Here is a 20,444-nt window from a genome sequence, read left to right on the forward strand (position 1 = left end):
GGGCTGCTGGCCATTTTCGGCATCGCCGCCGGCAATCTCGTCCAAGGCACGGCGGTGGGGCTGGGGCTGGGCACGCTGCTCGTGCGGTCGCAGCCGCTGTTCTTGACACTGCGCTGGGCCGGAGTGGTTTACCTGTGCTATCTCGGCTTCCAGGCGCTACGCGGGGCGTGGCGCGGCGACTACGCGAAGCTCGATGTGCTCGGCTCGCGCGCGACCGGATTCCGGCGCTGGCGCGAGGGTTTCCTGTCCAACATCACGAACCCGAAGGTGCTCGCGCTGTACCTGTCCGTGCTGCCGCAGTTCCTCGACCCGCACGGCACGAGCGCAGGGGACGCTCTGATGCTCGCGTACACGGTGGCGGTGCTGGGCGCCTTGTGGCTGCTGGTGTTGATGGCGCTGGTGCACCGCGTACGCATCTGGCTGCAGCGCCGCCGGGTACGCCGCTCCCTCGACGCGGTCACCGGCACGGCCCTGATCGGCTTCGGCATCGCGCTGGCCGCGGAAGCCTAGAGCAGCTCGTCGAAATGCACCGAGAACGCGAATGGCTGGGCGAGCGACATCTTGGTCGTGAATACTCCAGCCGAGGCGTAGGTGCCCGTCGTCGGGTCGAGCCGGTAGCAGAACACGCTGATTCCGCTGGGCTCGTCGTTGCTGTTCTCGACGCGCCAGAAGTGCGGGATCCCGGCGCGGGCGTACTCCGCGGGCTTGTCGGTCTGGTCGGCGGTCATCGAACCGGGTGACATGACCTCGACGACGAGGGTGCAGTGCTCTGGCCTGAGCACCTCGTCCGCGTCGAGCGAGGCGTCGTAGACGACGATGTCCGGCCGCCTGTTCAGCAGCGGCACATCCCGCAGCCGAAGATCGACGTCATTCGCCACCGCCGAATCCGAGTCGGTAGCCGACTCCAGCAGGTTGGCTAGTCGGCGTGCCAGAATCTGATGCGGTCGGCGGGGGGCCGGGTTCACGACAATCGCTCCATCGACGATCTCGAGGCCCCGGCAGACATCCTCCGGTAGTGCCTCGTATTCGGCTGCGGTCAGCCCTTCAGGCGGGAGGACCATCCAGTCAGGCAGCGCTGTCATGAGAACCCCAAACTGTGCGATCGTTTCCCCATCATACGGTGCCACGGGGTCATCGATGCACGTGAACGCGGTCGCGGTCAGGCGCGGTCCGGCTCGCCGGTGACGCGCTCGATGCGGGCGCCCAGCCGGTTCAGGTTCTCCACGAAGTGCGGGTAACCGCGGTCGATGTGGAAGACGTCCCAGATCTCGGTCACCCCGTCGGCGCACAGGCCGGCCAGCACGAGACCCGCGCCGGCGCGGATGTCCGAGGCCCAGACCGGCGCGCTCGACAACGCCTCGACACCGCGCACCACCGCGTGATGCCCGTCGGTGCGCGCGTCCGCGCCGAGGCGCTGCATCTCCTCGATGAACCGGAAACGCGCCTCGTACACGTTTTCCGTGATCATCGACGTCCCCTCCGACACCGCGGACAACGCGACCGCGAACGGCTGCAGGTCCGTCGCGAAACCGGGGTATGGCAACGTCACGAAGTCGACTGCCTTCGGCCGCTCCGCCTGGACGATGCGAAAACCCTTGCCGTCAAAGGGAATCACCTCCGCGCCGGCGAGGCGAAGCTTGTCCAGCACCAGATCCAGATGGTGGGGGTTCACCCCCCGCACCGTGAGATCGCCACGCGTCATCGCCGCCGCGAACGCCCACGTCGCGCCGACGATCCGGTCGCCGATGACGCGATGTTCCGTCGGGTGGAGGGCATCGACGCCGTGCACGGTCAGCGTGGACGTGCCCGCGCCCTCGATCTTCGCGCCCATCTCGATGAGCATCGTGCAGATGTCGGCGATCTCCGGCTCACGCGCGGCGTTGTCGATCACCGTCGTGCCGTCCGCCAGCACTGCGGCCATCAGGATGTTCTCGGTCGCGCCGACACTCGGGAAGTCCAGCCAGATCTGCGCGCCCCGCAGCTCGTCGGCCTTCGCCACCACGCAGCCGTGTTCGATCGTGCTCGTCGCACCCAGCGACCGCAGCCCGCTCTGATGCATGTCCAGCGGCCGCGAACCGATCGCGTCCCCGCCCGGCAATGCGACCACGGCCCGCTTGAGCCTGCCGACCAGCGGGCCGAGGACACACACCGACGCCCGCAGCTTGCCCATCGCCGGCGAGTCGGCGCGGTGGGAGAGCGCGGAAGGCGTGGTGATCCTGACCGTGTCGCCGTCGATCTCGACCTCGCAGCCGACGCTGCGCAGCACATCCCCCATCAGCGGGACGTCCAGGATCTTGGGGCAGTTGGTGATGGTCGTGGTGCCCTCGGCGAGCAGCGCCGCCGCCATCAGCTTGAGGACGCTGTTCTTGGCGCCCACAACTTCGACTTCGCCCACCAGACGGGCCCCACCATGCACATCGAAGTGCTCGCTCATGGCCGTCATCATGCCTGCCGGACACGCCACCCGATCGGTGGGGCACGCGATGACACGCCGCGACACGATTCATGCAGAAGTGTGAAACACTACGCGCTCTCGTAGCGACAGACGGCTGATCGCGTGACCATTTTGGGGAAGGAAGGCCCGATGGTGGCTCGCCCGGCCGTGCCGGATCTACCGACAGTTCACCGGACCGAGGTAGACGGCGTTCCGGTGTTCTGGCATACCCAACCCGGTCGGCTTAACGCGAGCCTCGTGTTCGGGGTGGGTGTCGCCCACGAGACGTTCCTCGGCACGGGCCTGACCCATCTCGTCGAGCACCTGGCGATGCGCCCGTTGCGGACCGCCCGGTACGACGCCAACGCGACGACCGCGATGGTGCATACCAGTTTCGAAGTCACCAGCGGTCCGGAAACGGTCGTCGAGCACCTGCGCCGGATCTGCGTTTCGCTGGGCAACCTCGACACCGGGCCGCTCGAGCTGGAACGCGGCGTGCTCGTCGCCGAGGAGCGCGCCAGCGAAGGCCCCGGCGTGACCGCGTGGCTGCCGGCGTCGATCTGGTTCGGTAACCAGGCCTACGGGCTCGCGGGGAACCTCCAGGTCGCGACCGTCCACGCCGGTGCGGACGACGTGCGCGCGTGGTGTGCCCAGTGGTTCCATCGCGGCAACGCGGCGCTCGTACTCTCCGGACCACCGCCTGCGGACCTGCGGCTCCCGCTGCCGGACGGGCCGCGGCGCCCGGCTCCCCAAATCACGCCGTTCCCGCTGGCCACACCCGCGCAGACCACCGTGCCCAACGGCGTCGTCGGCTGCGCACTCGTCGGCTGGACCGCGGAAATGGCTTGTGCGGCAAGCATTCTGATCACCCGGCTCACGGATCGCCTGCGTCATCTGGAAGGTCTGGTCTACGACATCGCGTTCGACCACCAGCTGATCGACGGGCGCCGGACGGTGCTCGGGTTCGGTACCGACGTACCGGACCGGCACGCGCCCCGGGTCTTCGCCGCGATCCGCGCCGAACTCGCCGCACTGGGCGAGCAGGGGCCGACGGACGACGAGCTGGCCGCGGACCGGATGGGCCTGATGGAGCAGCTCACCGAGCACGAATTCACCGGGTACCGCGCGTTCGACGACGCGATGAGCGAGCTGACCGGCTGGCCTTCGTCGGCGGCGCACCAGAAGCAGGTCCTGGCCGGGCTCGACGCCGGCGCGGTGGCGGCGGCCGCCCACGAGCTGGCCGGACAGCTCGTACTGTGTGGTCCCCAAGGCCGCCTGCCCGCGGATCTGCCGGAGCTTCCTGGCAGCCCACTCGCGCCGGTCCGGGGCCGGGAACTCAAGCGCGCGATGGTCGGCTCGACGGCGCCACGCGGCTTCCGGCTCGTGGCCGGCGACGAGGGGCTGACCACGTATTACGGTTCGAGCCCGATACCGGTGACGGTCGTGCGCTTCGACGACGTCGCGGGCGTCGGCGTCGAGCACACCGACGGTGGGCTGCCCATCCTGCACGTGTTCGCCCGGCACGGCGGCATGATCACCGTCCGGCCCGGCGACTGGCGCAGCGGCCGGAATCTGGTGCGTGACCTGCTTGCCCGCCTTCCCGCCGGGTTGTGCTTCGACGCGCCGGACGCCATGCGGCTGTTCGAACAGTCCTGACCCGGCCCCTAGCGCCGCAGTACTCTCGCGGCATGCCCGTACGGATCAACCGCGTGTACACCAAGGTCGGCGACAGCGGCACCACCGCGCTCGGCGACGGCTCGCGCGTCCCGAAGACCGACCCGCGGCTGGGTGCCTACGCCGATGTCGACGAGGCGAACTCCGTCATCGGGCTGGCGCTCGCGCTGGGCGGGCTGAGCGACGAAGTCGCCGACGTGCTGCGCCGGGTGCAGAACGACCTGTTCGACGTCGGCGCCGACCTGTGCGCACCCGTGGTGGAAAATCCTCCGTATCCCCCGCTGCGCATCACCGATGCGTACATCACGCGGCTCGAAGGCTGGTGCGACACCTTCAACGAGCGGCTGCCGAAGCTGACTTCGTTCATCCTTCCCGGCGGCACTCCGGGCGCGGCGTTCCTGCATCAGGCCCGCACCGTGGCACGCCGGGCCGAGCGCAGCGGCTGGGCCCTCGTGGCGGCCGAAGGTGAGCGCACGAACACGCGCGCCGTGAAGTACCTGAACCGCCTGTCGGATCTGCTGTTCATCCTCGCCCGCCTGGCCAACCCCGACGGCGACGTACTTTGGCAGCCCGGCGGCGACACTCAGGCGAACGGCTGAGCCCAGCGGAGCCCGGGAAACTTGGCGAAATCCCGGTCGTTGCTCACCCAGGTGGCGTCGTTCTCGAGTGCGAGCGCCGCGTGGTAGGCGTCCGGGACGAGGTTGGCGCGAGCATCGACGGTCCGGCAAAGGCCGGCGAAGATCTGCCAGTGCCGCGAGCCAGGCCGGATCGAAACCGCGGCAGGGGCACGTCGGATGGCCTCGCAGAACTCCAGTGCCGCACTCGGGGTGGTGGGCACACGAAAGATGCGATGGTTGGTCACCAGCCGGAGAAAGCCGGAGAGCACCAGCTCGCTGATTCCGACGGGTTCAACCCCGAGGAGCTTGTCCTGCAACCAGGACCGGTGTTTTTCGTGCTGCTGGGCATCCACTCGGAACGCGTACACCAGCACGTTGACGTCAACGATCAGCATCAGCGACCTTGGATGTCCTCATCAAGCAGCGCAGCAAGCTGCTCCTTGTCGTCCAGGTCCACACCCGGCTGCAAGCCACCCTCGCCACCGGTGGGCAGGTGGAAAGTCGATGCCGTCCGCTGTGCATCTGCCGCCCTGCTGATGAAGACCCGGAGCGCATCGTCGACGACGGCACCCAGTGGCCGACCGCTTTGCATGGCGAGACTCTTCGCCTCCCGCAGCAACGTGTCGTCGATATTCACCGTGGTCCGCATGCGAACATCATAACATCACCCATGTGCATCATGATGCACCACAACGCTGACCTGCGGAAATCAGCTTGCGCGCGGTAGTCGCCGCCCCGGGGGAGCCGATTCCAGCCAAGACAGGAAGCCCGTCAGCGCGCCCGGGCCCATGGCGATTTCGATCGGCTCGTGTCCGTCGCATTCGCAGCGCAGTACGGTCGCGTCGGCAGGCACGGCGTAGGCCTCGGTGCCCGCCGGGTCACGGCGGTCGGCGATCATCAGGGACTGGCGCTCGAACACCCGATCCGGCCCGGTGCGAAGGCTCCACACGCGGTACCAGGCGAAGATCTCGCCCTCGTACCGGCCGATCCCCAGATGCCAGCCCGCCCTGGTGTTGTCCGGGTTCCATCGCAGCGCGACGCTGACACCACCGCCGCGGCGCATCCGCACCCAGCGCAATCCGTACCAGGCCGCGATGACAGCAAGGCCAAGCAGGAGGACCAGGACCACCAACGCGATCTCCATGGCCGGCTCCTGCTCGTCGCCCGCGTCAGGCCGGCTGACCGGCCGCTCGCAGGCGGGCGCTCGCCCTCGCCCGTTCCGCCTCGTCCTCGGCGCTGAGCGCGGCCCGCGCGGCTTCGACGTCGATCTCGTCGGCCAGCTCGGCGGACTCGGCGAGCACGCTCACTCGCTCGTTCGTCACGGACAGGAACCCGCCGTGCACGGCGGCGTGGACCGTGTCGCCGTCAGTAGTGTTGATCTTGACGATGCCGCCCTCGACGAGCTGCCCGAGTACCGGCTCGTGACCGGGCATGATGCCGATCTCGCCCTCGGTGGTCTGCGCGACCACGAACGTGGCCTGGCCCGACCAGAGGCGGCGCTCGACGGCGACAAGCTCGACGGATATCTCAGCCACGTAGCCATCTCCTTGCTGTGTCAGGGGGCGCCGCTCACGCAGAGTGTAATACGCCCGGATCGGTTGACGAAAACGGCGGGACTTGAGTCCATAAAGGACACACGCCCCGCCGTGTTCCGTCAGCTCACTTCTTGGTCAGCTCGTTGTACTTCTTCTCGAGGTCGTCCAGTCCACCGATCCCAAGGAACGCCTGCTCCGGATAGTGGTCGAAGTCGCCCTTGGCGATCTTGTCGAACGCCTCGACGGTCTCCGAGACCGGCACCGTCGAACCCGGCTGGCCGGTGAACGTCTCGGCGACAAGCATGTTCTGCGACAAGAACCGCTCGATCCGGCGCGCCCGCTGCACGGTCAGCTTGTCCTCTTCGGACAGCTCGTCCATACCGAGGATCGCGATGATGTCCTGCAGTTCCTTGTACTTCTGCAGGATCCGGATGACCTCCGACGCGACGCGGTAGTGGTCCTCGCCGACGATCGCGGGGTCGAGGATCGTCGAAGTGGAGGCCAGCGGGTCCACCGCGGGGAAGATGCCCTTCTGGAACACCGACCGGGAAAGCTCGGTGGTGGCGTCCAGGTGGGCGAACGTGGTCGCCGGGGCCGGGTCGGTGTAGTCGTCCGCCGGCACGTAAATCGCCTGCAGCGAGGTGATCGACCGGCCCTTGGTCGAGGTGATCCGCTCCTGCAGCTCACCCATCTCGTCGGCCAGCGTCGGCTGGTAACCCACCGCCGAAGGCATCCGGCCCAGCAGGGTCGACACCTCGGAACCGGCCTGGGTGAACCGGAAGATGTTGTCGATGAACAGCAGCACGTCCTGGTGCTGCACGTCGCGGAAGTACTCCGCCATCGTCAGCGCGGACAGCGCGACCCGCATACGGGTGCCCGGCGGCTCGTCCATCTGGCCGAACACGAGCGCGGTGTCGTTGATGACGCCGTCCTCGCTCATCTCCAGGAACAGGTCCGTCCCCTCACGGGTGCGCTCGCCGACCCCGGCGAACACCGACGTACCACCGAAGTTCTTGGCGACACGGGTGATCATTTCCTTGATCAGCACCGTCTTGCCGACGCCGGCACCGCCGAACAGGCCGATCTTGCCACCCTGCACGTAGGGGGTGAGCAGGTCGATGACCTTGAGGCCGGTCTCCAGCACCTCGGTCTTGCCCTCGAGCTGGTCGAACGCCGGGGGCTTGCGGTGGATGCCCCAGTGCTCGAGGTCCTCGCCGTAGCCGGGCTGGTCGAGGCAGGCGCCGAGCGCGTTGTACACGTGCCCCTTGACCTTGTCGCCGACCGGCACCGAGATCGGGCCGCCGGTGTCGAGCACCTCGGCGCCACGGACGAGACCGTCCTGCGGGGCCAGGGAGATCGTGCGCACCAGGTTGTCACCGAGGTGCTGGGCGACCTCGAGGGTCACGGTCTTGCGCAGCTCCGCGAAGTCGATGTCGACCTTGAGCGCGTTGTAGAGGTCGGGCACCGCGCCACGCGGGAACTCGACGTCGACGACGGGACCGGCGACGGAAACGATCCGCCCCTTGGTCCGGGTTTCAGTGGTGGTCATCTACTCATCACTTCCTACAGCGGCGAGCGCATCGGCCCCACCGACGATTTCGCTGATCTCCTGCGTGATCTGGGCCTGCCGGGCCTGGTTCGCCTGCCGGGTGTAGGTGTTCACCAGGTCGTTGGCGTTGTCCGAGGCCGACTTCATCGCGGTCCGCCGCGCGGCCAGCTCGGATGCCGCCGACTCCAGCAAGGCCGAGAAGATCCGCGTGTTGATGTACTTCGGCAGCAGGGCCGACAACAGGCGGTCCGCGCTGGGCTCGAACTCGTAGGCGGGCAGGATCTCGCCGGGCTGAGCCGCCGCGGCGCCTTCCTGCTCCTCCTCCGCGTACTCGATCTCCAGCGGGGCCATCCGCTTGGCCGTGGGCACCTGGCTGAGCATCGAGCGGAACTCGGTGTACACGATGTGCACCTCGTCCACGCCGTTCTCGGCCAGGAACGACTCGGTGAGCGCCCGGCCCGCCTCGGCCGCGTTCTCGTAGTGCGGCTGGTCGGAGAACCCGGTCCAGTGCTCCGCCACTTCGCGGCCGCGGAACCGGTAGTAGTTCAGGCCCTTGCCCCCGATGACGTACACCGACGGCTCCTTGCCTTCCTTACGCAGCAAGGAAAGCAACTCCTCGGTGGTGCGCAGCACGTTGGTGTTGTAACCACCGCACAGGCCCTTGTCACTGGTCACCACCAGCACCGCCGCCCGTGTCGGGTTGACGCGCTCGACGAGGAACGGATCGTCCAAATTGGACGCCGCTCCGGCGAGCGCCGAGAGCACCTTCGTGATCTCGGTCGAGTAGGGCCGGGAAGCCTCCACCCGCGCCTGCGCACGGCCGATACGCGAGGTGGCGATCAGTTCCATCGCCTTGGTGATCTTGCCGATCGATTTGGTCGCCCGGATCTTTGCCCGGAGCTCACGAAGTTGCGCCATCAGCTATCCGGTCAGTTCTTCGGGGCGGGCTTGTTGACCTTCACGGTCTCCTGCCCGACCTCGTCGGCGTCCAATGCCTCGGCCTCCGCCTCGTTGACGATGCGCCCGCCCTCGGCGGTGGTGAAGCCCTTCTTGAACTCGCCCGTCGCGGTGACGACGCGCTCGGCCAGCTCGTCGGTCCACTGACCCTTGTCCCGGATCTCGGCGAGGATGTCGTCGTGCTTGTGGCGCAGGTTCTCCAGCAGCTCGTGGTTGAACCGCGCGACATCCTCGACCGGCACGTTGTCGAAGTGCCCGTTGGTGCCGAGGTACACGGTGACGACCTGCTGCTCGACCGGGACCGGCGAGTACTGGGGCTGCTTGAGCACCTCGTACAGGCGGACACCACGGTCCAGCTGGGCGCGCGAGGTCGCGTCGAGGTCGGAGGCGAAGGCGGCGAACGCCTGCAGCTCCTGGTACTGCGACAGGTCGATCCGCAGCGAACCCGAGACCTTCTTCATCGCCTTGATCTGCGCGTCACCACCGACGCGGGACACCGACGTGGTCACGTCGACCGCGGGGCGCTGGCCCGAGTTGAACAGGTCCGACTGGAAGAAGCACTGGCCGTCGGTGATCGAGATGACGTTCGTCGGGATGTAGGCCGAGATGTCGTTGGCCTTGGTCTCGATGATCGGCAGCCCGGTCAGCGAACCGCCGCCCAGCTCGTCGGACAGCTTCGCGCACCGCTCGAGCAGCCGCGAGTGCAAGTAGAAGACATCGCCGGGGAACGCCTCGCGGCCCGGCGGGCGGCGCAGCAGCAGCGAGATCGCGCGGTAGGCGTCGGCCTGCTTGGACAGGTCGTCGAACACGATCAGCACATGCTTGCCCTGGTACATCCAGTGCTGGCCCAGTGCCGAACCGGTGTAGGGGGCGAGCCACTTGAAGCCGGCCGAGTCCGAGGCCGGAGCCGCGACGATCGTGGTGTACTCCAGTGCGCCGGCGTCTTCCAGCGACTTGCGCACACCGGCGATGGTCGAGCCCTTCTGGCCGACCGCGACGTAGATGCAGCGGACCTGCTTGGCCGGGTCGCCGGTCTCCCAGTTCGCCTTCTGGTTGATGATCGTGTCGACGCAGACCGCGGTCTTGCCGGTCTTGCGGTCACCGATGATCAGCTGGCGCTGGCCACGGCCGATCGGGGTCATCGCGTCGATCGCGGTGATACCGGTCTGCAGCGGCTCGGACACCGGCTGCCGCTCGACCACCGAGGCGGCCTGCAGCTCCAGCGCGCGGCGCTCGTCCGAGGCGATGTCACCGAGGCCGTCGATCGGCGCGCCCAGCGGGTCGATGACCCGGCCGAGGAAGCTCTCGCCGACCGGGATCGACAGGATCTGCCCGGTCCGCTTGACCTCCTGGCCCTCTTCGATCTGCTCGTAGTTACCCAGGATGACGACACCGATCTGGCGCGGCTCCAGGTTCTGCGCGACGCCGAGGATGCCGCCGGGGAACTCCAGCAGCTCGTTCGCCATGGTCGAGGGCAGGCCCTCCACGTGCGCGACGCCGTCACCGGTGTCCACGACGACGCCGACCTCTTCCCGGCTCACGTCGGGTGAGTAACTCGAGACGTAGTTCTCGATCGCGCTCCGGATCTCGTCCGAGGAGATCGTCAGCTCCGCCATGTCGTTCCCGCTCTCGCTTCGTTCTTGCCAGTGTCCAAAGTCTTTGTTGTCGTCACGCCAGCTGCCTGCGCAGTGCCGCGAGCCTGCCGGCCGCGCTGCCGTCGATGACCTCGTCGCCGACCCGGACGACGAGTCCGCCGCCGAGCCGGGGGTCCACCTCGACATGCAGGGCGATCGGCCGCCCGTATATCCCGTGCAGTTTGTCGGCCAGCTGCTCTTCCTGCTGTGCGGAAAGGGCGCTCGCGCTGGTGACGTAGGCGACCGAGCGCAGACGCCGTTCCGCGGCCAGCTTGACCAGCCGGTCGAGGCCGAACCCGACACCCCGGCCCGTCTGACGGACGACCACCTGCTCGACCAGCGCCAGGCTCACCGCACCGACCTTGCCCCCGAACAGGTCCCGCACGAGCTTGCGCTTGGCCTCGGCGGGCGCGGTCTGGTCGGACAGGGCCTGCTCGAGTTCGGACTCACCGACCACAATACGGGCGATCCGGAACAACTCGTCTTCGACGGTGTCCAGGGTCCCGGCCTTTTCCGCGCTGGTCAACAGTGCCGTGCGGCCGAGCGACTCCAGTCCGTCGAGCAGCTCACGCGGACTGGACCAGCGCTGGCCCGCGACGGTGTCGAGCACACGCAGTGCCGGCGCGGACACCTTGCCGCCCAGCAGCGACGAGACGAGGCCCTTGCGGGACTGCGGGTCGGACGATCCGTCACCGACGGCCCGGCGCAGCCCGATCTCCCTGGTCAGCAGCTCGACCACGGAGAACAGCTCCGCACCGACGGCGTCCGGTTTCGCACCGGCCTGGCCCAGCACCTCGTCGAGCGTCCGTTCGGACTCGGCGAGTGCTTCGCGGCTGGCGGCGTGCAGTGTTGTCGGGCTAGTCATGGGCCCTTACTTCCCCGCGCCGTTGCCGGTGCCGAGCTCGGCGAGGAAGCGGTCGACCGTGCCACGGCGCCGGGCCTCGTCCTCAAGGGACTCGCCGACGATCCGGCTGGCCAGCTCGACGGAGTTCCGGCCCAGTTCGGCCCGCAGCTCGGCGACGATCTGCGCCTTCTGTGCCTGCAGCGCGGCGTGGCCCTGCGCGATGATGCGCGCGGCCTCGTCCTGTGCCTCGGCACGCAGCTCTTCCTTGATGCGCTCGGCTTCGAGCCGCGCGTCGTCGCGGATCTTCGCCGCTTCGGTGTAGGCGTCGGCGAGCTGGGCCTTGTACTTGGCCTGCGCCTCTTCTGCTTCCGCCTGCGCCTTCTCGGCCTTCTCGATACCGCCTTCGATCTTGGCGGTGCGCTCCTCGTACAGCTTCTCGAACCGCGGTACTGCGAACTTCCACAGCAGGAACAGCAGGAGAAGGAACGCGATCAGCCCGACGATGATTTCCGGGATGTTCGGAAGGACCGGGCTCGGCGCATCCTCCGCCGCAAGCACGATCTGGGTCTTCAGCACAACGACTCCTTCAGCGAGCGGTCAACTCAGGCGGCGGAGGCGATGAAGTAGACGACCAGACCGATCAGCGCCAGCACCTCGGTAAGCACGAAGGTGGTCCACGCGATACCCATCAGCTTGCCCTGCGCCTCCGGCTGACGGGCGGTGCCGTTGATGACGGCGGCCCAGATCAGGCCGATGCCGATACCAGGGCCGATGGCACCGAGGCCGTAACCGATCGCAGCGAGACCGGGGTTGAGGTTCACGGCGGCCTCGGCGGCCTGGGCGACGACGATGTTGCTCACTTGGTACTTCCCTTTCAGTCGGTCCGCGGTAGGTGCGGATCGGGCCTTGTGGTTTTCGTTTGGCCTGTCAGTGGTCTTCGGAGAGCGCGGCGCCGATGTAGTTCGCGGACAGCACCGCGAACACATATGCCTGGATCACCTGGATCAGCGCTTCGACGAAGGTCATCAGGATCGCGAACGCGAACGAGATGATCGAAACCGGCTTCGCGATCGGACCACTCGCCTCGACCAGCAGAAACTCGCCCGCCACGGTGAACACCAGCAGGATGAGGTGGCCGGCGAACATCGCCGCGAACACACGGATGGCGAGAGTGATCGGGTTGAGCACGAACTTCTGCAGGAACTCGATCGGCGTCAGCAGCAGGTAGATCGCCGCGGGCGCGCCCGGCGGGACCGTCTGATGTTTGAGGTAGCCGACGAAGCCATGCTTGCGGAAGCCGACGTAGTGGTAGACCGGGTAGACCACCAGCAGGGACAGCGCAAGCGGGAAGCCGATGTGAGCCAGCGTGGGGAACTGGAAGATCGGGATGAGCCCGAACAGGTTGTTCACCAGCACGAAGCTGAACAACGAGAGAACCAGCGGGACGAACGGCTTGAAGTCCTTCGAGCCGATCTGCTCGCGGGCGATGCCGTTGCGCGCGAAGTCGTAGACATACTCGGCGACGAACTGCCCCTTGCCCGGCACGATTTTCAGCTTGCGCGAGCTGATCAGGAAGTACGCGGCGATGATGATCATCGCCAGCACGACGAGGATCATCGGCTTCGTGATGCCGGCGAAGATCGGCGGCAGGTTGAAGTCTCCAGCACCCGGGGGTGTGAAACCACCCGCGGTCAGTACAGGCGCGCCCAACTGGGCTCCTTCCGGTTCTCCCGGCCGGCGTTCACTCCGCCGGGGGAATCGTCACGATCTGGACTTAACGTACCCGATACGTTTCGGATAGTTGGAAGCGGCTCCCGTCAGTGAACCGGGGGTTAACGATCGGCTACCGGAGAGTTCGGCGCTGCGTTTCCGAAGACGGGTCAGCCTGCGACCACACCCGAGGCTCCGTCACGATCGCCACAGTGCTGGTCGGGTTCCGCCTTCGGGAGCGCGGCCGGTACCCGCCTCCACAGTCGGGACGATACCAGCCGTAATCGGGCTGCCGTACGGGCGTACTCCTTACGACTCGCTCGCGGGAATGATCGTGGGAATTTTCGTCCGGCGAAACGCGGCGAACTCGGCGGCCGCCCAGACCAGAATGACGGCCAGCATCGTGAACGCGAGCGCTTTCGAATGCAGGAACGATACGTGCCGCAGCAACATCATCACGCCGAGTAGCACCAAGATCTTGAGGATGTAGCCGCCGAGCGAAACGGCCAGCACCGCCATCGGGTCCATCGCCGCGGTCTTGCGCATCATCCACAACGTGACCAGCGACGACCCGAACGCGATGACACCACCGACGATCGCACCGAACAGGCCGGGCAGCCCGACCAGGAACACCGACACCACCGCGCCGATGACAACGGTGGCCACCGCGGGCCACAAAGCACCGCGGTACATCGCGTCCGCGAGTTTCAGCACGGACTGCGCGTGCGGGTTTTCGGTCTTCTCGGTCATGACACTCCCTGCTGGTTCCTCGACCTCAGTCTAGGGATGACCGAAACGATCGCCGCGAGCACCAGTCCCGCGACAAAGATCCACAGCACCGCGGCCGTATTGAACAGGGTCAACGAAACGGCCCCGAATCCGAGCAGACCGGCCCACAGATAAATGAGCAACACGGCCCGGCGTTGCGAGTGGCCGATTTCCAGCAGGCGGTGATGCAGGTGCATCTTGTCGGCCGCGAACGGGCTTTCCCCGCGCCGGGTCCGCCGGACGATGGCCATCAGCAAATCCAGCACCGGAAGGAAAAGCACCGCGACCACGACCAGCAGCGGCGACAGCAGCGCGAGCGCGTCCGAGCCGCCGAACCGGGTGTAGTTGATCTTGCCGGATGCGGACGTGGTGGCACCGGCGAGCATCAGGCCGATCATCATCGACCCGGAGTCGCCCATGAAGATCTTCGCGGGCTGGAAGTTGTAGGGCAGGAAGCCAAGGCACGCGCCGGCGAGGGTGGCGGCGATCAGCGCCGGCGGGTAGGTGCCGACGTCACCGCCGGCCGAGTTGAGCAGGCCCAGCGAGAACGCGCAGGTGGCGGTCGCGGCGATGAACCCGAGGCCGGCGGCGAGCCCGTCGAGCCCGTCGACGAAGTTCATCGCGTTCACCAGCACCACGACCAGCAGCACCATGAGCAGGCTGCCCTGGTTGGAGTCGAGCGTGACGACCTGGCCCAGCGCGGCGCCGTTGCCGCCCCACGGCACCCAGAACACGTTCCATTGCACGCCGAAGATGACCAGGATGCCGGCGCAGAGCACCTGCCCGGCGAGCTTTGTCCAGGCGTCGATTTCGAACCGGTCGTCGACGGCACCGATCAGCACGATGACGGCACCGCCGATGAGCACGCCGATCGGGTCGAGCGAGTATTCGAACGCGCGGCGCAACACCGGCAGCTGGTGGGCCATGGCCATGCCCCCGGCGACGCCGAGGAACATCGCGAGCCCGCCCATCCGCGGGATCGGGATGACGTGCACGTCGCGCGCACGGGGGTTGGCGATGGCGCCGACGCGGATCGCGAACCGGCGGACGAGGCCGGTGAGCAGGAAGGTCAGGGTCGCCGAGATGAGCCCGACGAGGATGTACTCCCGGATGGGCAGCCCGGCTGTGGCGATCGGAGTCATCAGGACGGGACGGTCACCGGAAAACCGAGCACTTCGGACACCGCATCGGCGCTCACCGCACCCGCGCGCAGCAGCACGGGCTCGTCACCGGTGAGATCGACGATGCTGGAGGGCACCGGATCACCACTGGGACCGCCGTCGAGGTACACCGCGACGGACTCGCCGAGCTGATCCTGCGCCTCCTGCGCGTTGGCCGCGGGCGGCTGCCCGGACACGTTGGCGCTCGAGACCGCCATCGGGCCGACCTCGCGCAGCAGTTCCAGCGCCACCGGGTGCAGCGGCATCCGCAGCATCACCGTGCCCTGCGTGCTGCCGAGGTCCCACTGCAGGCTCGGCGCGTGCGGCAGCACCAGCGACAAGTCGCCGGGCCAGAACGCTTCGATCAAAGTTCTTGCCTGAGGCGGCATCCCGAGCACCAGACCGTCCACTGTGGACCAAGACCCGACCAGCACACCGACCGGCATGTCCGGCCCGCGATGCTTCGCCCGCAGCAGCGAACGCACCGCGCCGGCGTCGAACGCGTCCGCGCCGATGCCGTACACCGTGTCCGTCGGCAGGACGACGAGACGGCTCGAACGCACCGCACCCGCGGCCGCCGCCAACCCTTCCGCCCGTGACTCCGGCAGGCTGCAGTCGTACACCGCACTCATGGACCAGAGACTATTCCGTGGCGCGAAGCGTCTCCGTGTGAGGGTGGGGGCGTCAGGCTCGGCGCGCGGTGACGAACCGGGGGCGGCCGGCCAGATCCTTGTGGTCCTGGACGTCGGTGAGGACTTTCCGCGACGCGACGACGGCGGGCGCCGCCGCACCGTGGGAGTCGTCGTGTTCGATGGCCATCCCGCCGCCGGGTTTGAGCAGCCGCGCCGCGGTCGCGACCGCCTGGCGGATCACGGCGAGCCCGGCCTCGGCGGCGAACACGGCCTGCGCCGGGTCGTAGTCGAGCACCTCGGGTGGCAGCTCACCGCCCGGCGGCACGTACGGCGGGTTGCACAGCACGAGATCAACGAGCCCGTCGAGCTCGGCGAAAATCGTGCTGTCCCCGACGTCGCCCGAGTACAGCCGGATCGGCGTGTCACCGTCGGCGGCGCGGGCATCGGCGTTGTGCCGGGCCCAGGCGAGCGCGTTCGGATCGATGTCGACCGCGTAGACGACGGCATCCGGCCTCGCGTGCGCGACGGCCAGCGCCAGCGCGCCGGAGCCGGTGCACAGATCGACGACCACCGGGTACTCGCGGTTCTTGAGCAGCTGGAGGCCCCATTCGAGGAGCAGTTCGGTCTCCGGGCGCGGGATGAACACACCAGGCCCGACGCTCACCGTGATGTCGCCGAGCGCCGCCCACCCGGTCAGGTGCTGCAGCGGCATCCGTTTGGCGCGCTGCGCGACAAGCTGGCCGATCGCGTCGATCACCGGCGGATCCACCAGCGGAATCAACGGCAGCCGCCCGCGCTCCACTCCCAGCACGTGCGCGGCCAGCAGTTCGGCGTCAGTCCGCGGGGACGCGACGCCGGCCTGCTCCAGGATCCTGGTCGCTTCGAGAATCGCCAGGCGCAAGGGTTGCCGCTTCACGGCTCTAACTCTGGCACAGCCGGTCGGGGAACTCGTGCACCCCGGTCAGCCGAGTTGGTCCACATCGAACGGAAGTTCCCGCCGCGCGAGTTGACCGTTCCCGCCGCGCGAGTTGAACGTTCCCGACGCGCGAGTTGAGCGTTCCGCGCGACCGTTACGCGCAACTCGCACCCACAGAACGCGCAACTCGCGCGCACAGAACGCGCAACTCGCGCGCACGGAACGTGCAACTCGCGGGTTGGCGTTGATTACGAACCCGCTGCGGCGAGGCGTTCCTCGCGGTCCGCTGTCGCCAGCGCGTCGAGGACCCCGTCGAGGTCGCCGTCGAGGACCTGGTCCAAGTTGTACGCCTTGTAGTTCACGCGGTGGTCGGAGATCCGGTTCTCCGGGAAGTTGTAGGTGCGCACCCGCTCGGACCGGTCCACCGTACGGACCTGCGAACGCCGCGCATCGGCCGCCTTGCTGGCGGCCTCCTCCTCGGCCATCGCCTGCAGGCGGGCCTGTAGCACCTGGATCGCCCGCGCCCGGTTCTGGATCTGCGACTTCTCGTTCTGGCACGACACGACTATCCCGGTCGGCAGGTGGGTCACGCGCACCGCCGAGTCCGTCGTGTTCACGCTCTGCCCACCCGGCCCCGACGACCGGAACACGTCGATACGCAGGTCGTTCGGGTCGATCTCCACCTCGACCTCTTCGGGCTCGGGATAGATGAGCACCCCGGCCGCGGACGTGTGGATGCGGCCCTGCGACTCGGTCGCCGGCACCCGCTGCACCCGGTGCACACCGCCTTCGAACTTGAACCGCGACCAGACACCTTCGGCGTCAGTCCCTTTGCTCTTCACCGAGACCGTGACGTCCTTGTAGCCCCCGAGGTCCGAGTCGACCGAGTCGAGCACCTCGGCCTTCCAGCCGTGCCGTTCCGCGTAGCGCAGGTACATCCGTAGCAGGTCACCCGCGAACAACGCGGATTCCTCGCCGCCCTCCCCCGACTTGATCTCCATCACGACATCCGAGCCGTCATACGGGTCGCGCGGCAGCAGCAGCTCGGTGAGCCGGGATTCGAGCGCCGGGATACGCGCGGCGATCTCCTCGGCTTCGGCCGCGAAAGCCGCGTCCTCGTGCGCGAGTTCCTGTGCGGCGGCGAGGTCTTCACGGGCCGCGTCCAGCTCGCTGATCGTCTTGATCACCGGGCTCAGCTCGGCGTAGCGCCGGCCGAGCTTGCGCGCGCGAGTCTGGTCGGCGTGCACGGCCGGGTCCGCGAGTTGCTTCTCCAGTTCGGCGTACTCGTCGCGCAACCCGTGCAGGGAAGACGAATCCACTTCACGACCTCTGTTTCCGCACAACAACCCTGAAGATACGAGCGGCGCCCGCCCCGGGGTCCGGGTGCGGGCGCCGTGAATCAAGCTACTTGGCGTCGGTCTTCTTCTGACGCTTGCCGTACCGCGCCTCGAAGCGCGCGACCCGGCCACCGGTGTCCAGAATCTTCTGCTTGCCGGTGTAGAACGGGTGGCAGTTGGAGCAGATCTCGACCGTGATCTGGCCGGAGGTCTTGGTGCTCCGCGTCTGGAAGGTGTTACCGCAACCGCACGTCACCGTGGTCGGGACGTACTCGGGGTGAATACCGCTCTTCATGGGGTCCTCTCATCGTGGCCGCCGGGTCCCCGCGCACGAGGTGAACCGGAGCCGGACTGCAGCGGATTGATTCTGCCAGACCAGCCAACGCGTCCCACCCCCGGGCTATTCCAGGAGGTGGGACGCGCTGCGTCAGTCTTCGTCGGCGCTGCCGAGAGCCGTCTTCGAGACCTGCATCAGGAACTCGATGTTGGTCTTGGTCTTGCGCAGGCGGGACAGCAGCAGATCGATCGCCTGCTGGGAGTCCAGTGCCGTCAGCACCCGGTGCAACCGGTGGTGGATGGCCAGCTCGTCCGGCGAGAGCAGCAGCTCCTCCTTGCGGGTGCTGGACAGGTTGACGTCCACGGCCGGGTACACCCGGCGCTCGGAGATCTTGCGGTCCAGCTTCAGCTCGGCGTTGCCGGTGCCCTTGAACTCCTCGAAGATCACCGTGTCACCGGTGGAGCCGGTCTCCACCAGTGCGGTGGCGAAGATCGTCAGCGAGCCGCCGTTCTCGATGTTGCGCGCCGCGCCGAGGAAACGCTTCGGCGGGAACAGCGCGGTCGAGTCGACACCACCGGACAGGATCCGGCCGGACGCCGGGGCCGCCAGGTTGTAGGCGCGGCCGAGGCGGGTGATCGAGTCGAGCAGGACCACCACGTCCATGCCCATCTCCACCAGGCGCTTGGCCCGCTCGATGGACAGCTCGGCGACCGAGGTGTGGTCTGACGGCGGCCGGTCGAAGGTCGAGGCGATGACCTCGCCCTTCACCGAGCGCTGCATGTCGGTGACCTCTTCCGGACGCTCATCGACCAGGACGACCATCAGGTGACACTCGGGGTTGTTCGTGGTGATCGCGTTGGCGATGTCCTGCATGATCATCGTCTTGCCCGCCTTCGGCGGGGACACGATCAGCGCACGCTGCCCCTTGCCGACCGGCATCACCAGGTCGATGATCCGCGTCGTCAGCTTGTGCGACTCGGTCTCCAGGCGCAGCCGCTCATTGGGGTAGAGCGGGGTCAGCTTGGTGAACTCGGGCCGCTTGCGGGCCTGCTCCGGGTCGAGCCCGTTGATGGTGTCCACCCGCACCAGCGGGTTGAACTTCTGCCGCTGCTGCTCGCCTTCGCGAGGCTGCTTGACCACACCGGTGATCGCGTCACCACGGCGCAGGTTGTACTTGCGCACCAGCGAAAGCGACACGTAGACGTCGTTCGGCCCCGGCAGGTAACCCGAGGTGCGGACGAACGCGTAGTTGTCCAGCACGTCGAGAATGCCGGCGACCGGCAGCAGGACGTCGTCCTCGCGGATCTCGGTGTCCGGTCCGCCGCCCTCGCCGCGGCCACCTCCGCCGCCACCACGACGGCGGCGGTCCCGGAAGCGACGGCCGCGACGGCCGCCCTCTTCGTCGTCAGCATTGTCACTGCCGGCGGCGTTGTTCTGCCCGCGGTTGCTGTTCTGCTGCTGGTTGTTGTTCTGCTGGCGACGCTGGCCGCCGCCCTGCTGCTCGCGCTGCGGCGCCTCCGTGCGCTGGCCACCCTCGCGCTGCTGGCCACCCTCGCGCTGCTGGCCACTGTCACGCTGCTGGCCGCCATCGCGCGGGGCGTTGTCCCGCTGCGCGTTGTCGCGCTGGCCCGCCTCGGGGCTGCCCGCCGCGCGGCTGGCACCGCGGCGACGCCGGCTGCCACCTTCCCGGCGGCCACCGTCCTCGCTCTGCTGCGGGGCTTCCTCGGCGGTTTTCGCCTGCTGTTGCGACTTCTCGGGCTCCGGGGCCTTCTCCGCTTCCGGAGCCTTCGCCGGTTCAGGAGCTTGCTCGGGAGCTTTCTCCGCCGGCTTCTCCTGCTTCGTGGCGGCGCCACGGCGCCCGGTGGAAATGCCTTCGAAGGGCAGCGTGTCGTCGTCGGATACGGCGCGCTTGCGCGGCGCCTTGCCCTGCCGCTCCCGGATCGCGGCGATGAGGTCTCCCTTGCGCATGCCCTTGGTGTCCCCGACACCCAGTTCCGCCGCGAGTTCCCGCAGGTCGGCGATCACCATTCCGGACAGGCCGCCAGTGCGGCGCTTTGGCGCACTTCCGTTCGCCTGTTCGTCTGATCCCGACGGGGCCGGAGCGGCCTGGGTCTCCAGGTCACCGCTCAAAAGATCGGTGTTGCTCACACATGTCCTTCCTGACCGATCCACGCCTCCAGGTGGATCAGCGGACTACCGCCCGCGGCTGATCGCGAAGCGGTTCGCTACCGCCCGTGCGGCTTCCTCCGGATCGAGACCGGCTGGTCAGGAGCGGCGTAACGGCCACACGGGATGCCTGCTCCGGAATGGAGCACGCTGAATTCGTCACCGCGGCCACCGGAAACCCGCCTGAGGTCCATCCCTGCACAGCTATGCGGAATCATCGGCTTCGGCTGAAGA

At 67.9% G+C, this 20,444-nt stretch carries 23 protein-coding genes; 3 read left to right on the forward strand and 20 right to left on the reverse strand.

The window, feature by feature from the left end:
• Positions 1–510, forward strand: a 510-nt coding sequence (locus GKO32_RS06570; RefSeq protein WP_154755902.1) for a LysE family translocator, incomplete at its 5' end; no start/stop codon positions are given.
• Here the strand turns inward: GKO32_RS06570 and GKO32_RS06575 are convergent.
• Both GKO32_RS06575 and murA read right to left on the reverse strand, forming a co-directional pair.
• Positions 507–1,082, reverse strand: coding sequence for a Uma2 family endonuclease (locus GKO32_RS06575; RefSeq protein WP_154755903.1), 576 nt, complete (start codon positions 1,080–1,082; stop codon positions 507–509). The two genes, GKO32_RS06570 and GKO32_RS06575, sit on opposite strands and share 4 nt — an antisense overlap.
• A 77-nt stretch (positions 1,083–1,159) precedes the next feature.
• Positions 1,160–2,434, reverse strand: a complete 1,275-nt coding sequence (gene murA, locus GKO32_RS06580; protein ID WP_154755904.1) for a UDP-N-acetylglucosamine 1-carboxyvinyltransferase — start codon at positions 2,432–2,434, stop codon at positions 1,160–1,162.
• A gap of 258 nt (positions 2,435–2,692) precedes the next feature.
• Here murA and GKO32_RS06585 point away from each other — a divergent pair, with 258 nt between their 5' ends.
• Positions 2,693–4,090 carry an insulinase family protein gene (locus tag GKO32_RS06585; protein ID WP_312867592.1) on the forward strand — a complete coding sequence of 466 codons (1,398 nt, stop codon included), beginning with the start codon at positions 2,693–2,695 and terminating at the stop codon, positions 4,088–4,090.
• 32 nt (positions 4,091–4,122) lie between these two features.
• Positions 4,123–4,707 carry a cob(I)yrinic acid a,c-diamide adenosyltransferase gene (locus GKO32_RS06590; protein ID WP_154755906.1) on the forward strand — a complete coding sequence of 195 codons (585 nt, stop codon included), beginning with the start codon at positions 4,123–4,125 and terminating at the stop codon, positions 4,705–4,707.
• On the opposite strand, the gene GKO32_RS06595 is transcribed toward GKO32_RS06590, so the two are convergent.
• From GKO32_RS06595 to rho, 18 genes are all read right to left on the reverse strand, one after another.
• Positions 4,692–5,120: a type II toxin-antitoxin system VapC family toxin gene (locus GKO32_RS06595; RefSeq protein ID WP_154755907.1), complete on the reverse strand. Its 429-nt coding sequence runs from the start codon at positions 5,118–5,120 to the stop codon at positions 4,692–4,694. The two genes, GKO32_RS06590 and GKO32_RS06595, sit on opposite strands and share 16 nt — an antisense overlap.
• Entirely contained in the window at positions 5,120–5,374 is a 255-nt protein-coding gene (locus GKO32_RS06600; RefSeq protein ID WP_154755908.1) for a type II toxin-antitoxin system VapB family antitoxin, read from the reverse strand. Before GKO32_RS06600 ends, GKO32_RS06595 begins: the two co-directional genes overlap by 1 nt.
• Positions 5,375–5,434: 60 nt before the next feature.
• Positions 5,435–5,869 (reverse strand): DUF2550 domain-containing protein, encoded by a 435-nt coding sequence (locus GKO32_RS06605; protein ID WP_154755909.1) that lies wholly within the window; start codon positions 5,867–5,869, stop codon positions 5,435–5,437.
• Positions 5,870–5,894: 25 nt separating this feature from the next.
• Positions 5,895–6,260, reverse strand: coding sequence for a F0F1 ATP synthase subunit epsilon (locus GKO32_RS06610; protein ID WP_312867593.1), 366 nt, complete (start codon positions 6,258–6,260; stop codon positions 5,895–5,897).
• A gap of 124 nt (positions 6,261–6,384) precedes the next feature.
• Positions 6,385–7,809, reverse strand: a complete 1,425-nt coding sequence (gene atpD, locus GKO32_RS06615; RefSeq protein ID WP_154755911.1) for a F0F1 ATP synthase subunit beta — start codon at positions 7,807–7,809, stop codon at positions 6,385–6,387.
• Entirely contained in the window at positions 7,810–8,730 is a 921-nt protein-coding gene (locus GKO32_RS06620) for a F0F1 ATP synthase subunit gamma (RefSeq protein WP_154755912.1), read from the reverse strand.
• 8 nt (positions 8,731–8,738) lie between these two features.
• Complete coding sequence (gene atpA, locus GKO32_RS06625; protein WP_154755913.1) at positions 8,739–10,382, reverse strand: F0F1 ATP synthase subunit alpha; 1,644 nt, start codon at positions 10,380–10,382, stop codon at positions 8,739–8,741.
• Between the two features lie 52 nt (positions 10,383–10,434).
• A complete protein-coding gene (locus GKO32_RS06630; RefSeq protein ID WP_154755914.1) occupies positions 10,435–11,265 on the reverse strand; it encodes a F0F1 ATP synthase subunit delta in 831 nt (276 codons plus the stop codon).
• Positions 11,266–11,271: 6 nt separating this feature from the next.
• Positions 11,272–11,820, reverse strand: a complete 549-nt coding sequence (locus tag GKO32_RS06635) for a F0F1 ATP synthase subunit B (RefSeq protein ID WP_312867594.1) — start codon at positions 11,818–11,820, stop codon at positions 11,272–11,274.
• A gap of 26 nt (positions 11,821–11,846) precedes the next feature.
• Entirely contained in the window at positions 11,847–12,104 is a 258-nt protein-coding gene (locus GKO32_RS06640) for an ATP synthase subunit C-like protein (RefSeq protein WP_312867595.1), read from the reverse strand.
• 67 nt (positions 12,105–12,171) lie between these two features.
• Complete coding sequence (gene atpB / locus GKO32_RS06645) at positions 12,172–12,954, reverse strand: F0F1 ATP synthase subunit A (RefSeq protein ID WP_166459411.1); 783 nt, start codon at positions 12,952–12,954, stop codon at positions 12,172–12,174.
• A 309-nt stretch (positions 12,955–13,263) separates the two neighbouring features.
• Positions 13,264–13,704, reverse strand: coding sequence for a Cg1360 family ATP-synthase-associated protein (locus GKO32_RS06650; RefSeq protein ID WP_154755915.1), 441 nt, complete (start codon positions 13,702–13,704; stop codon positions 13,264–13,266).
• The gene (locus GKO32_RS06655; RefSeq protein ID WP_154755916.1) at positions 13,701–14,864 is read right to left on the reverse strand and encodes a glycosyltransferase family 4 protein; all 1,164 of its coding nucleotides are present in this window, start codon (positions 14,862–14,864) and stop codon (positions 13,701–13,703) included. The genes GKO32_RS06650 and GKO32_RS06655 overlap by 4 nt, the downstream gene beginning before the upstream one ends.
• Complete coding sequence (locus GKO32_RS06660; RefSeq protein WP_154755917.1) at positions 14,864–15,514, reverse strand: L-threonylcarbamoyladenylate synthase; 651 nt, start codon at positions 15,512–15,514, stop codon at positions 14,864–14,866. The genes GKO32_RS06655 and GKO32_RS06660 overlap by 1 nt, the downstream gene beginning before the upstream one ends.
• Before the next feature lie 52 nt (positions 15,515–15,566).
• On the reverse strand, positions 15,567–16,430 hold the full coding sequence (gene prmC, locus GKO32_RS06665) for a peptide chain release factor N(5)-glutamine methyltransferase (RefSeq protein ID WP_312867596.1): 864 nt from the start codon (positions 16,428–16,430) through the stop codon (positions 15,567–15,569).
• Positions 16,431–16,678: 248 nt separating this feature from the next.
• Positions 16,679–17,749 (reverse strand): peptide chain release factor 1, encoded by a 1,071-nt coding sequence (gene prfA, locus GKO32_RS06670; RefSeq protein WP_312867597.1) that lies wholly within the window; start codon positions 17,747–17,749, stop codon positions 16,679–16,681.
• A gap of 85 nt (positions 17,750–17,834) precedes the next feature.
• Positions 17,835–18,062 carry a 50S ribosomal protein L31 gene (rpmE, locus tag GKO32_RS06675; RefSeq protein ID WP_139099489.1) on the reverse strand — a complete coding sequence of 76 codons (228 nt, stop codon included), beginning with the start codon at positions 18,060–18,062 and terminating at the stop codon, positions 17,835–17,837.
• 132 nt (positions 18,063–18,194) lie between these two features.
• Positions 18,195–20,192: a transcription termination factor Rho gene (gene rho / locus GKO32_RS06680; RefSeq protein WP_312867598.1), complete on the reverse strand. Its 1,998-nt coding sequence runs from the start codon at positions 20,190–20,192 to the stop codon at positions 18,195–18,197.
• Positions 20,193–20,444 lie beyond the last annotated feature (252 nt).

Source organism: Amycolatopsis pithecellobii, from assembly GCF_009707865.1.
In the GTDB taxonomy this organism is placed as follows: domain Bacteria; phylum Actinomycetota; class Actinomycetes; order Mycobacteriales; family Pseudonocardiaceae; genus Amycolatopsis_E; species Amycolatopsis_E pithecellobii.